Source organism: Enhygromyxa salina (assembly GCF_002994615.1).
Taxonomy (GTDB): Bacteria; Myxococcota_A; Polyangia; order Nannocystales; family Nannocystaceae; genus Plesiocystis; species Plesiocystis salina_A.
Map to the genome: position 1 here is coordinate 1 of NZ_PVNK01000292.1, position 12,792 is coordinate 12,792.

General features: G+C 68.2%; 13 protein-coding genes. 4 read left to right on the top strand and 9 right to left on the bottom strand.

The window, feature by feature from the left end:
* Positions 1-322, top strand: a 322-nt coding sequence (locus ENSA5_RS33650; RefSeq protein WP_146156396.1) for a LuxR C-terminal-related transcriptional regulator, incomplete at its 5' end; no start/stop codon positions are given.
* A gap of 5 nt (positions 323-327) precedes the next feature.
* On the opposite strand, the gene queG is transcribed toward ENSA5_RS33650, so the two are convergent.
* From queG to erpA, 4 genes are all read right to left on the bottom strand, one after another.
* A complete protein-coding gene (gene queG, locus ENSA5_RS33655; RefSeq protein WP_106395825.1) occupies positions 328-1,416 on the bottom strand; it encodes a tRNA epoxyqueuosine(34) reductase QueG in 1,089 nt (362 codons plus the stop codon).
* Positions 1,417-1,465: 49 nt separating this feature from the next.
* The gene (locus ENSA5_RS33660; protein WP_106395826.1) at positions 1,466-2,308 is read right to left on the bottom strand and encodes a hypothetical protein; all 843 of its coding nucleotides are present in this window, start codon (positions 2,306-2,308) and stop codon (positions 1,466-1,468) included.
* Positions 2,309-2,449: 141 nt separating this feature from the next.
* Positions 2,450-3,019 (bottom strand): NUDIX hydrolase, encoded by a 570-nt coding sequence (locus tag ENSA5_RS33665; RefSeq protein WP_106395827.1) that lies wholly within the window; start codon positions 3,017-3,019, stop codon positions 2,450-2,452.
* A 3-nt stretch (positions 3,020-3,022) separates the two neighbouring features.
* Entirely contained in the window at positions 3,023-3,424 is a 402-nt protein-coding gene (gene erpA / locus ENSA5_RS33670) for an iron-sulfur cluster insertion protein ErpA (protein ID WP_106395870.1), read from the bottom strand.
* Between the two features lie 259 nt (positions 3,425-3,683).
* On the opposite strand from erpA, the gene ENSA5_RS33675 reads away from it, so the two are divergent.
* The gene (locus ENSA5_RS33675) at positions 3,684-5,153 is read left to right on the top strand and encodes a hypothetical protein (protein ID WP_146156397.1); all 1,470 of its coding nucleotides are present in this window, start codon (positions 3,684-3,686) and stop codon (positions 5,151-5,153) included.
* A 145-nt stretch (positions 5,154-5,298) separates the two neighbouring features.
* Entirely contained in the window at positions 5,299-7,386 is a 2,088-nt protein-coding gene (ligA, locus tag ENSA5_RS33680; protein ID WP_106395829.1) for an NAD-dependent DNA ligase LigA, read from the top strand.
* 148 nt (positions 7,387-7,534) lie between these two features.
* Here ligA and ENSA5_RS38720 read toward each other — a convergent pair whose 3' ends face one another.
* Positions 7,535-8,362 carry a hypothetical protein gene (locus ENSA5_RS38720; RefSeq protein WP_181198433.1) on the bottom strand — a complete coding sequence of 276 codons (828 nt, stop codon included), beginning with the start codon at positions 8,360-8,362 and terminating at the stop codon, positions 7,535-7,537.
* Between the two features lie 183 nt (positions 8,363-8,545).
* Here ENSA5_RS38720 and ENSA5_RS33690 point away from each other — a divergent pair, with 183 nt between their 5' ends.
* Entirely contained in the window at positions 8,546-10,402 is a 1,857-nt protein-coding gene (locus tag ENSA5_RS33690; RefSeq protein ID WP_106395830.1) for a hybrid sensor histidine kinase/response regulator, read from the top strand.
* Between the two features lie 30 nt (positions 10,403-10,432).
* Here the strand turns inward: ENSA5_RS33690 and rplI are convergent, their stop codons facing one another.
* From rplI to ENSA5_RS33710, 4 genes are all read right to left on the bottom strand, one after another.
* Positions 10,433-10,891 (bottom strand): 50S ribosomal protein L9, encoded by a 459-nt coding sequence (rplI, locus tag ENSA5_RS33695; RefSeq protein ID WP_106395831.1) that lies wholly within the window; start codon positions 10,889-10,891, stop codon positions 10,433-10,435.
* Positions 10,891-11,136 (bottom strand): 30S ribosomal protein S18, encoded by a 246-nt coding sequence (gene rpsR, locus ENSA5_RS33700; RefSeq protein ID WP_106395832.1) that lies wholly within the window; start codon positions 11,134-11,136, stop codon positions 10,891-10,893. Before rpsR ends, rplI begins: the two co-directional genes overlap by 1 nt.
* Positions 11,136-11,699: a 30S ribosomal protein S6 gene (gene rpsF / locus ENSA5_RS33705; RefSeq protein WP_106395833.1), complete on the bottom strand. Its 564-nt coding sequence runs from the start codon at positions 11,697-11,699 to the stop codon at positions 11,136-11,138. The genes rpsR and rpsF overlap by 1 nt, the downstream gene beginning before the upstream one ends.
* A gap of 143 nt (positions 11,700-11,842) precedes the next feature.
* A complete protein-coding gene (locus tag ENSA5_RS33710) occupies positions 11,843-12,751 on the bottom strand; it encodes an alpha/beta hydrolase (protein ID WP_106395834.1) in 909 nt (302 codons plus the stop codon).
* Between the last annotated feature and the right edge of the window lie 41 nt (positions 12,752-12,792).

Below are 12,792 nucleotides of genomic sequence, written 5' to 3' on the forward strand. Positions count from 1 at the left end.
CGCCTGCCCCCCGCCCCAGGGCCAGGAGGACGAGTACGCCGTGCGGACCGGCGAGCTCATCAAGCGCCTGGTCGACAGCCTCGAGCGCGCCTTTCGACTGGGCGAGTACGAGCTCCAGGTCGTCCACCACGTGCTGTTTGGTCGCAGCTGCGGCGCGATCGCCTGGCGGCTCGGGATCCGCGAGACCACGGTCCACAAGCACCTGCATCGGCTGTTCGCCAAGACCCGCTGCGACAGCCGCCGCGAGCTCTACGACCTCGCCCTGCGCCTGGCCGCGCGCGACGAGATCGTGGGCTCGTTCGGCCGGACCGCGGCAGCGTGAGCGCCTCAGCTCAGGTCCAGGCCCCGGCGCCGCGCCGCCCAGTGAGCGAGCGCCGCGAGCTCGGGCGAGGGATCCCTCGCCGCGCGCGCGAGCGCCTCGCGCTCGGCCTCGCTGACGGCCTGCTCACCGTTGCCGATCGCCAGGATCGCGTTGCGCCGCAGCGCCCGGCGAGGGATCCGGTTGAGCGCCGTGTGCTTGACGAATTGCCGATACTGATTGCTGCCGATGTTCGCAAGGCGCGGGAGGTCGGGGGTCCGGGCGCGCCCGGGCGGCTGCTCGAGCCGGGCGACCAAGGGGATCCGCTGGGCCCGGGTGCTCGATCGATTGTAAGGACACACCTCCTGGCAGACGTCGCAGCCGGCGACGCGCTGGCCCATGTGAGGCGCGAGCGACTCGGGGATCGGGCCGCGGTGTTCGATCGTCAGGTACGCGATGCAGCGGCGCGGCTCGAGCTTGCCCGGGGCCTCGAAGGCCTCGGTCGGGCAGTGGTCGAGGCACAAGCGGCAGCTCCCGCACACATCCCACGGCCCGCCTGTCGCCTGCGCTGACGCGTGCTCGGGTGCGCGGTCTCGGCCGACAAAACGCGCGGTCGTCAGCAAGACCCCGATCAGCACGTAGCTCCCGAGCCCCGGGACGATCAGGCAGCCGTTCTTGCCGAGAAAGCCGAGCCCGGCCAGGACCGCGACCGCGCGCTCGAGCACGGGCTTGGTGTCGACGCAGGCCAGGCTCTCGACCTTTGGGACGCGCTCACGCAGGGCCTCACTCAGCTCGGCAAAGCGACGATGGAGCTCAAAGTGATAGTCGACCCACTGCGCGTAGCGGGCGATCGGACCGGCCTCGCCCTCGTAGGGCACGACCGCGACCAAGGCCGAGCGCGCCCCGTCCAGCATCTGGCCCGGATCCATGCGCACCGCTCGAGTCCGCGACATGAACGCCATCTCGCCCTCGGCGCCGCGATCGAGATACTCGGCCAGAGCCGCCCGCGCCGGTTCAAACCCCGAGTGGTCGAGGTTCACGGCCCCGAGCCGCAGCAGACCGAGCGCCTCGGCGCGCTCGGTGAGCGCGGCGAGGTCGTCGTCGTCGAGGGTCAGCATGGGCTGAGAAGAGACTAGCAGCCCGGGGCGCAGCGACCGAGCGACCGTATCAAGAAGGCGGCGTCATTGTGTTGGTCACGTAGATCCGCGAGAGCGCGTAGGCCTCGTCCGGCTGGTAGCCGAGCGTGAAGGTGTGCACGCCCGCGTCCCAGGTCTGGACCCACGGATCTTCGACGTAGGTGCACCCGGGATCGTCCTGGTCCCGCCAATTGAGCTCTTTCCACAGGTACTCGGGCTCTTGCGGGTTCGGGCCCTGGTCGCAGGCGATCTCGAAGATCGGCACGGGCATGGGCGCGCCGTCGACGAGCACGAAGTAGGAGTCGGCGCCGCCGGAGTTGATGCCCCGGACCCAGACGTGCCAGTCGTCGTCACACGGGACGTCGAGGTTGAACTGGACGTAGGCGTCGGGCGTGTTGCTGTCCCAGACCAGGATCAGACCCTCGCCGAGGCTGCTCATCACCTCTTCCCAGCCGTTGATCTCGTCGGCGTCGACGGCCTCGATCTCGATGAATTCGTCGCCGTTGCAGGCGTTGCCGCCAGTGTCGCCGTCGCCGTCGCCGTCGCCGTCGCCGTCGCCAGTGTCTCCGTCTCCGTCTCCGTCTCCGTCTCCAGTGTCGCCGTCGCCATCACCCGAAGCGGGCACGCACACGCCCGCGTCGCACATCAGGCCGGGGTCACAGGAGCCCCCGCCCGTGCACGGGCAACCTTCGGCCCCAACCGGGCAGCCGGTGTCGCCGTCGCCGGGGTCCGTGTCGCCGTCGCCGTCGCCGCTGTTGCTGTCGCCGGATTCGCCGTCGCCAGTCTCGGTCGCGGTCTCGCTGCCGGCGGTCTCGTCATCGCTGGCTTCGACGGAGCTGTCGCCACAGGCGCCAAGAGCGAGGCAGAGGGTCATGGGCAAAAAGAGCAGGGCGGGTCCAGTTCGTAGGTTCACACGTCCTCCAATGCTCGCGGATGGTATCCGCTCGCCAACCCTGGGTCACGAGATCACAGCTTTGCCAAATCAGCGCATGAAAAAATCGTAGCTAAAAACAGGCTACCCCCGGATTCGCTCGAGCAGATCCCAGACCATGCGGGCCGTGGCACCCCACAAAGGTGGCTCGGCGATGGCGAATTCGTGGAGGTCGTAGCTTTGGCCCTGCCAATCCACGGTTCCGGTCAGGCGGTGGATCGCGGGGTCCATCAAGGTCCGCAGCGAGGGCGTCAGGACCCGCTCGACCTCGGCGCTCGCGCGCTCCGGCTGCCACGCGGCGCGGACGCGACCGATGTAGGGCACGATCATGTAGCCGGTCGGCGTCGGCACGGGCGACAGACGACCGGCCACGCTGACGAGCTCGCGCGGGAGCCCGACCTCCTCGGAGGCTTCGCGCAGGGCCGTGTCGAGCAGGTCGCGGTCGTCGGGCTCGGGCTTGCCGCCCGGGAAGGCGATCTGTCCGGCGTGCTGACGCAGCGCGCCCGAGCGCTCGATCAATACGAGCGACGGGCCTTCGCTCGCCGCCTCGTGCTCGAGCAACAGCCCGATGACGGCAGCGAAGCGAAGGTGACCCGGATCGTCGAGCTCGTCGTGAACGCCGTCGAGCCGCAGGCCGAGGTCAGCTGGCAGCACGTGTCAGACGGAGAAGCTGCTGCCGCAGCCGCAGCTGCCGGTCGTGTTGGGGTTGCCGAATTTGAAGCCCGCGCCCTGCAGACCCTCGACATAGTCGATCTCGGTGCCCATCAAATACATGAAGCTCATCTGATCACAGACGAGCTTGACGCCGTGGACCTCGAACACGTTGTCACCCTCGGCGTACTCGTCGAAGAACAGGTCGTACTGGAAGCCGGCGCAGCCGCCACCCATGACCTTCACGCGCAGCGAGTAGCTGTCTTCGATGTCCTCGGCCTTGCGGATCTCCATGACCTTCTCGGCCGCGACGGGGGTCAGGGTCAGGCCGCCGGCCATCGTCGGATCCATCGCCGGAGCGGGCTGAGTCTCGGCCTCGGGGCTGCTTTGGGTGCTAGTCTCGGACATCGGCTTCTCTTTCGTGGGCAACTCTTCCGTGGAGGTACGAGTTGCCCCGAGAGAATGGTCCGACGGGCGCCGGCGGTCAACCACAGAAACGACGTAGCTTGGCTTCAACCGCACGCAGTTGACAAAGTACGTGAGGTTGAATCCACCCCTGCGCGGGCCCCCCGAAAGCCGGTCCAGGTGGCCGAAAAACGTTGTTATCACAGGAACTTGGGGTTTGACAGCGTGCCCAGCGTCCGCCTAGGGTCAACTGGAGTCACCCATGCAACGAATCAGCTCGATCGCACTCACGATGACGGTGTTGACCGCCCTGGCCTGTACTAGCCGTGAGGAGCGCATGCGCCAGCAGATGGCGTTTGACAGCACCGCGCCGGACGACGACGCCAAGACCGCCGACGTGCCGAAGATCCCGCCGCACCCGACCCGCGACGCGCTCGAGCCCCTGCTCTCTCACATCTACGAAGCCGACGGGTTGCCGGCCGTGCAGGAGGCCGAGGTCCCCGAGGGCCAGGACTTCACGATCACCAACCCCGGCGTGCTCGCGGTCGTCAACATCCGCTCGGGCACCTCGAAGGGCGAGCAGGCCAAGGCGATCATCCGCGGCGTCGCCGAGGCCGACGCCTTCGCCGTGCGCAACGACGCGGAGCTCTACTTTCCCGAGCAGCTCAACAAGATCAAGTACGCGTTCAGCCCCGAAGAGCGCGACCTGATCCGCTCGGTCTACGGCGACCTCCGCCTCCTCGACTTCTTCTCGTCCGAGGCCGCCGACGCGGCGCTCAACGCCCTCGACGGCGAGATCAAGACCGCGGCGACCGAGCTCAAAGACGACTACCTCGGCCGCAAGGACGAGATCTGGGACCGGTGGATGGGCGTCAAGATGTACGCCCGCCGCGTCGTCGCCTACGACCAGCCCTTCAAGCCGGTGCTTCGCAACCTGCGCAAGACCTTCGAGATGAAGGAGCCCGAGCCGATCACCTGGGAGGACGCGCACGACCCCGAGTTCGCGGCCTGGGCCAAGACGATCAACGACGACGACGAGCTGTTCAAGATGTTCACCAACCTGGCCAAGCTGCGCGAGCAAGAGGAGTTCCGCGGCGACACCCACAGCCGCTGGACCGTGGAGGGCTCGGCGTCGATCCCCGAGGGCATCAAGGTCGAGATCGACGACGAGCTCGGGTTTGGGATCCACCGCGAGGACCTCGGCGGCGGCTACCAGGAGATCACCTTCGTGTTCGACAAGAAGCTGCGCAACGACGCCTTGCGCGAGGCTTACCTGCGCTCGCTGATCTACCGCCAGGTGTTCTCGGACTTCGCGACCTTGTCGGCCGCTGGCGGCGACTTCGAGGGCGGCCAGGTCCCCGACAAGCACGACCCCGACTACGCCTACTGCGCCTCGCGCATGGCCCTCGACGGCGCGATCAACGACTTCGCCGCCGACAAGGACATCCTCGCTGGCCTCAACTCGACCGAGAAGAACGAGGACAAGCTCGTGAGCGTGGCCGTCGAGTGCATCCTCGACCGGATCCCGACCGGCATCAACCGCGGGACCGAGGGCGACGAGGCCCGGCCGCCCGCGATGTACACCCGCACCGCCTTGTTCCAGATGCTGGCCCGCTTCACCAAGGTCGACGTCAACCTCGACAACATGAAGAAGGACGTCAAGAAGACCCAGGAGGTCGAGGACGCCGAGGCCTTCTTGAGCGACTACAACAAGAAGAAGCGCGGCGGCTGAGCCCGGACTTCGCGAAGTATTTGAATAACGCCCCAAACCGCCGAATTCAGGCGATTTGGGGCGCTTTTGCGTGATCCAGGCCGGACCACGCGAGGCGGACAATTCGCTGGCTCGGCTGCCCTGGGGTTGGTATCGACATTAGGCAATGGCGACCGATACGATCCCCCAAGACATCGCGTCCATGGACGCCGCGACGATCGAGCGCGGCCTCCCGAGCTTCGAGCCGCCGACCCTCGAGGCCCTGATCCGCCGGACCAACCGCGAGTACTGGGACGCCAACGCGCCGACGATCCCCGACCCCCTCTACGATCGCCTGGTCGAGGCCCTGCGCCGGCTCGCGCCCGACAACCCGGTCCTCGACGAGCTCGGCGAGAGCCTGCCCGATGGCCCCGTGATCGAGGCCGAGGCGACCGCCACGATCCCGCCCGAAGATCGGCTCGGGGCCCCGGTCCGCCACACCCGCTCGATGCTCTCGCTCGGCAAGTGCTACGGCGCCGAAGAGCTCCTCGCCTGGGCCGAGAAATTCGAGGGCGAGATCCTGATGATGCCCAAGATGGACGGCGTCGCCTGCTCGCTGCGCTACAACGACAAGGGCGAGCTGTTCCTCGCGGCCACGCGCGGCAACGGCAGCGAGGGCGAAGACATCACGATCAACGCGCTCGAGGTCGCCGACATCCCCAAGCAGCTCGACGCCAAGTCCCTCGCGCACAGCGGGCTCGCCAACAGCGAGCTCTCGCTCGAGGTCCGCGGCGAGCTGTTCATGCGCCTGTCGGTGTTCGAGCGCTACAAAGACCAGTACTCCAACCCGCGCAACCTGACCGCGGGCGCGATCAAGCACAAGGAGCGGGGCAAGACCGCGGCCTACACCCTGAGCTTTTACGCCTACGATCTGCTCAACCACGGCCTCGGCCACGAGCGCGAGAAGTTCGAGCTATTGAAGGCCCTCGGGTTCAGCGTCGAGGAGTGCGAGTTCGTCGCCCGCGACGCGCTCCAGGACTCGTTCGAGCGCTGGTCCAGGCGCCGCGAAGCGATCGACTACGAGATCGACGGCGTCGTCTACCGCGCCGCCGACACGGGCGAGCAGGCGCGGCTCGGCGAGACCGGCCACCACCCGCGCTGGTCGATCGCTTACAAATTCCAGGGCGACACGGGCACGACCACGCTCGAGGACGTGCTGTGGTCGGTCAGCCGGACCGGCACGATCACCCCCGTCGGTCTGTTCAAGCCGATCGAGCTGTCGGGCGCGATGATCGGCCGGGCCGGGCTCCACAACCTCAACCGCTTCGAGGAGCTCGACCTCAGCGAGGGCGCGACGATCGAGGTCACCCGCCGCGGCGGGGTCATCCCCCACGTCGAGCGCATGATCGCGCCGGGCCCGGGGGCCAAGAAATTCGAGATCCCGACCCGCTGTCCGGCCTGCGGCAGCGAGGCCGAGCGTCGCAAGAAGCGCGACGGCGAGTTCTTGTTCTGCTCCCGGCCCGAGGCCTGCGTCTCGGCTCGGCTCGGCGAGCTCCTGCACTTCGCCAAGGTCGTCGACATCCAGGGCTTCGGGCCCAAGATCGTGACCCAGGCCGTCGACGCCGGGCTGCTGTCGAGCCCCGTCGATTTCTATGCCCTTCGGACCGAGGACCTCGAGACCCTCGATCGCCTCGGTCGGCGCAGCGCCCAGAACCTCGTCGACCAGGTCGAGGCCCACCGAAGCGTCGAGCTGCCCGTGTTTCTCCAGGCCCTCGGCATCGATCACCTCGGCCGCCAAAACGCGCTGCTGCTCGCCGACGAGTTTCGCACCCTCGCGGCCGTCCGCGCCGTCGATCGTGACACCCTGCTCGAGGTCAAGGGCATCAAAGACGCGATCGCCGACGCGATCCTCGGCGGCCTCGAGGCCCGCTCCGAGCTGATCGACGCCTTGCTCACCCACGTGAGCGTCGTCGACCTGCCCGAGAAGTCCGAAGACGACAGCGCCGAGCAGCCAGTCGAGGGTGTGCTCGGCGGCAAGAGCTTCCTGTTCACGGGCGCGCTCGAGGCCTTCACCCGCAAGCAGGCCCAGGACAAGGTCGAGGCCCACGGCGGCGTCTCGGCGGCCGGCGTCAACAAGACCCTCGACTACCTCGTCGTCGGCGCGGGCAAGGGCGCCAAGTCGAGCAAGCAAAAGAAGGCCGAGAAGCTCGTCGATGGCGGGGCGCCGCTAAAGGTCATCACCGAGGCCGAGTTCCTCGAGATGATCGGCGAGTAGCGCCCGCCGACAACGCCCGCGCCGGCGCGCGCTTGCGAAGCCCGCTGAGATCCGCCATCCGGTCTGGGCCGATCCAGCTTGAAGGGACAAGCGCGGCTGACGCTCGGCGACGCCCGGCTCGCACAGCAGCCCACAGGGCTCCGGGGCGTCACTCGAAGTACACGGGCGTGTCGAGGCCGTCGGTCACGACCACGTAGACGACCGTGTCGGCCTTGGTCATCGCGTCGAGCTCGATCCACGCGGTCTCGATCAGCTCCGCGTGCATGTCCGCGTAGGCCATCACAACCAGGACCTGCTTGACCCACGCGTCCTCGGGCAGGACGTTTTGTGAACTGACGAGCACGTCGGCGAGCTTGCTCTGGATGAGCTCGGCCGCCTGCGCCGGGGGGTAGGGCTCCTCCGGCGGGAAGCCGACCGCCCGCGTGACGCTGACGCCGACCTTGTCCAGGGCGATCTCGACGAGCAGGTCGGTCTTCTTGCTGTCGAGGGGCTCGTAACCGATCTCGGTCTCGGTCTTGAGCAGGGTCGCGTCCTCGCAGCGGGCGAGGACCTCGAAGGCGAACGCCTCGCTGACGATCGAGCTGCCGCCAGCGTTGGGGTCGGCGAGCACGGTCTGGGCGCCCTCGGTCAGCAGCGGGACGTCCTCGGGGTCGTCGTAGGGGTCGTCGCCGAAGTCGAAGTGGACGGTGAACAGCGCGGGCGTCGGCTCATCGAGCTGGGCTGCGATGAGGCCGCAGGCGCCGACGATCGTGCCAAAGCCGCCATCTCCGTCGCCGTCGCCGTCCCCGTCGCCGTCTCCGTCTCCGTCGCCGTCCCCGTCGCCGTCCCCGTCGCCGTCGCCATCCCCGTCGCCGTCGCCATCCCCGTCCCCATCGCCATCGCCTGTCTCCGTCTGTCCCGCCTCATCGCTGCCCGGTTCAGGCGTGCAGGCATGCGAGCACACCAAGGCTGCAATCAGTAAGGACCGCCGTTTCATAGCTAGAGCAGCATAACCGGGTGGAGATCCGGAGATCCGTCAAAACGTGCGCCCGAGTGCTATCACGCGTCGCGTCACGTGTGACCGATCGCTTTCACGGTTTCGCGCCCACATGTGGGGCGCGGGTTTCACGGGCGCAAGATCACCGCAGCAGCGCATGAGTCGCGCCGCTATGCTGGTCCTGTGGACGAGGCGGGGCGCGAAGTCGGGGTCTGTCTGCTCGACGCAGATGGCTCGGTGATCGAGCTCGACGCCGACTTTTGCCATCTGGCCGGGCTGGCCCAGCCGGCGGCGATGATCGGACGCCCGCTTCACGCGGCCCTGGCGTGGGCGCCCGCGCTGCCCGATGAAGGGCCCACGCGCTCGCGTCACGAGGGCAAAGAGTTCGCCGTCGAGCTCGTCTGCCGACGCGCGAGCACGGCACCGATCGCCTACATCGTCACCGCCCGGCGCGAGCGCAACGAGTCGACCCTCGCGCGCCAGCTTCGAGTCGCCCGCCAGACCCTGGACTCGGTCATCGAGGCCTCCCCCCTGGCGATCTTGACCGTCGACCACGACAAGCGCGTGGTCATGTGGAACCGCGCGGCCGAGCGAACCTTCGGCTGGACGCACGAGGAGGTCCTCGGCGAGCCCTACCCGCTGGTCCCGGCCGACGAGCTGCCCGCGTTCGAGCGCCTCTTCGATCAGGTCGTGCTCCAGGGCGAGGGCTTCACCGGGGTCGAGAGCACGCGCGTGCGCAAGGACGGCAGCCGGGTCGACCTCCGCATGCACACCGCCCCCTTGCTCGATGCCGAGGGCCGGGTGACCGGTGGCATGGCGCTGCTCGAAGATCTCACCCACACCCGCGAGCTCGAGGAGCGGGTCCGCCACAGCCAGAAGATGGAGGCCGTCGGCCGCCTCGCCGGGGGCATCGCGCACGACTTCAACAACCTGCTGACGGTCGTCATCGGCATGTGTGATCTGCTCGAGTGCGACGAGGAGCTGTCGCCACAATCTCGCGCGCACGTGAGCGAGATCCTCCACGTCGGCAACTCGGCCCGTGAGCTCATCGCCCAGCTCATGACCTTCAGCCGCAAGCAAGTCGTGCGCCCGCGAGTCGTCGACCTCAACCATCGGCTCCAGGAGTCGGGCAAGATGCTGCGTCACCTGCTCGACAAGTCGATCGAGCTCCAGATCGAGGTCGCCAGGGTCCGCTTGCCCGTCAAGCTCGACCCCTCGCAGTTCGACCAGGTCCTGGTCAACCTCGCCGTCAACGCAGCCGACGCGATGCCCCGCGGCGGACGCCTGTCCTACGCGACCTCAGTTCGGGTGTTGGAGGCAGACGAGGCCGAGCCGCTCGAGGCCGGCCCCCACGTCTGCCTCACGGTCACCGACACAGGCACAGGCATCCCGGCCGACGTGCTCCCGCACATCTTCGATCCCTTCTTCACGACCAAGGCGGCGGGGTCCGGCACCGGGCTGGGCCTCGCCAACGTCTACGGCGTGGTCCGACAAAACGGCGGCAACGTCGAGGTCCACAGCGTCGAGGGCGAAGGGACCTCGTTTCGCGTGTACCTGCCGCTGGCCAAGGTTCCCGCACAAGCGCGCTCGCGCACGAACAAGCGCACGATCCCGCGTGGGTCCGAGCGGATCTTGATCGTCGAGGACAACGACTCCGTGCGCGTGACGACGGCCAAGTTGCTCGAGACCCTCGGCTACCAGGTCAACACCGCCTGCGACGGCGCCGACGCCCTCGAGATGGTCGCCGCCGGCCTCGAGGTCGATCTGGTCTTGAGCGACCTCGCGATGCCACGGATCGGCGGGGCCGAGCTCGTCAAGCGGCTCCACGAGCGCACGCCAGAGCTGCCCGTGATCATCATGTCCGGCAACCTCGACGCGGTCGAGCTGCGCGCCGAGGTCGAGCAAGGCCGCGCGCGCTTCCTGCAAAAGCCCGTGTCACTCCGGCAGCTCGCCCGCTCGACCCGCGAGGCCCTCGACGCCCGGCCCAAGCACAACCAAGAACAACGCCTCGCCCGAGAGTCGGGCGAGGCGCTCGCGTGAGAAGTTCGCCCCGGGGGCGAACTGAGCGGCTCAGCTCTTGACGCCGATGACCTGGACCTTGAGCGAGACCGAGACGTCGGCCGAGAACCGGACCTCGACCTCGTGCTCGCCGACGAGCTTGATCGGCTCGGGCAGCTTGATCAGCTTGCGGTCGACCATGACGTTCTGCGCGGCCAGAGCCTCGGCGATGTCCTTGGTCGTGACCGACCCGTACATCTTGTCCTCGGCGCCAACCTTGCGCGGGATCGAGACCACGGCCTCCTTGAGCTGCGAGGCCTGAGCCTCGTGCTCGGCGCGGACCTTGGCCTGGGCGGCCGCGATCTCGCGGCGGTGGTGCTCGAGCTGGGCGAGGTTGGACTTGGTTGCGAGCAACGCGAAGCCACGCGGCAGCAAGTAGTTGCGACCGTAGCCGGGCTTGACGCGGACGAGCTCCCCGGCGCGGCCGAGGCTCTCGACGTCTTGGGTCAAAATGATCTGGAGCATCGCCATTACTGCACCGTGTAGGGGAGCAAGGCGAGCTGACGCGCGCGCTTGATCGCCTTGGTGATCGAGCGCTGCTGCCGCGCGGTGATCCCGGTGATCCGTGCGGGCACGATCTTGCCGCGGTCGGTCAAGAAGTGCTTGAGCAGCTGCGGGTTTTTGTAGTCGATGACGATGTTGGGATCGGCGAGCGGAGACACGCGCTTGCGCCGGCTCCCGCGCCGTCCGTCACGATCTTCGTTGTCTTCACCCATTACGCGTCATCCTTCTTGGTGTCGGCAGCGCCATCAGCGCTGGCCTCTTTGTCGTTGTCGTTGGCCGCTTCGTTGGCCTTCGCCTCGGCTGCGGCCGCGGCCTCGGCCTCGGCCTGGGCAGCGAACGCGGCTTCTTTTTCGGCGGCGATGTCGAGCGGATCGGGCGCGACGTCCGAGGCCGCGTCGAGGATCTCGTCGTCGATGTCGCTCGGCCGCGCGTCGGGGTTGACGTCGCCGTCGACGACCACCGTCAGGTAGCGCATGACCTCGTCCCAGATCCGCAGGTTGCGCTCGAGCTCCTTGACGATGTCGGAGCCGCCGAGAAAGCGGATGTAGAGGTAGATGCCCTTCTTGTTGGTCTGGATCGGGTAGGCCAGAGTCCGCAGACCCCAGTTGTCGATCTTCTGCATCCGACCGCCGGTGCGCTCGTAGATGGCCTGAAGTCGGCTGACGAGATCCGCGATCCCATCCTTGCTGGTGTTGGGCCGGAGGATCATCGTGATCTCGAACTCGCGCTGCGTGTTTCGCAGCGCGGAGTAAGACCGCACTGTTGCTTCTGTCATGTGTCTCCTCGTGGACGTGAGGCCCCGCGGCCCATCCGCGGAGCAAGGAGCCCGGGCTCTGCCGGGGGCCGGCAGATCTACGTCAAGCCGCGCGGCCTGACAAGGGCCACGCCTCGGCGCCAAGCGTGGACGATCGGTGTGAGTCAGGTCCCAGGCTGAAGGAATCCGGCCACGGCGTCGAGATGGTCGAGCTCGCTCAGGTGGCCGTCGTTGTGCCCGCCCCCGAGCTCGACGAACTCGACCCTGAGCGCCGAGCCTGCCGCGGCAGCCTCGCGCAGCGCCTGGCCGTGCTCCGCGGGGATCAGGTCGTCGTCGGGTGAGTGGGCCAGGAGCACGGGCGCGGTGACCTCGCCGATCCGCTCGCGCGAGGGGTAGTCGAGCTTGCGCCCGAACCACCCGACGGGCAGCCACGGGTAGAGCTCGCGGCCGATGTCGAGCGTCGAGGTGAAGCTCGACTCGACGACCAGGGCCGCGGGCGGCATCCCGGCCTCGGTGACCCGGGCGGCTTGATCGATCGCCACGGCGCCGCCGAGCGAGCGGCCCCACATCACGATCTCGCTCGGCTCGTAGCCGCGCTCGTCGACGAGGTAGCGCCAGGCCGCGAGCACGTCGAGGCGGGTTCCTGCCACGGTCGGCCGACCGCTGCTGTGGCCGTAGCCACGGTAGTCGAAGATCAACACGGACAGGCCGAGCGCGCGCAGGCCCGTCAGCACGCCCATGCGCCCGCCGATGTTGCCGCCGTTGCCGTGGCAGTAGAGCACGACCCACGGCAGCTGCTCGAGCGCCCCGCCGGGGGCCGCGGGCAGGTACCAGGCGCTGAGCGTCTCGCCGTCCTCGGTCGTGATCTCGACGCTCTCGTAGTCCCAGCCGATGTCGTCGGGCGTGTTGGCGAGGTGCGGGCTCGGGTAAAACAGCAGCGACTCGGGTCGGGCGAGCAGGAGGCCGACGAGGCCGACGAGCAGGCCGACGGTCGCGAGCAGGGTCCAGCGCAAGACGCTGCGCAACAGGCTCTTTTGTGGCGCGTTGCTCCGGTCGTGGTCCTCGGTCGTCACGGAGCCAAAGCTACCAGCCCGCGGCGAGCCCAGCGGCGTGC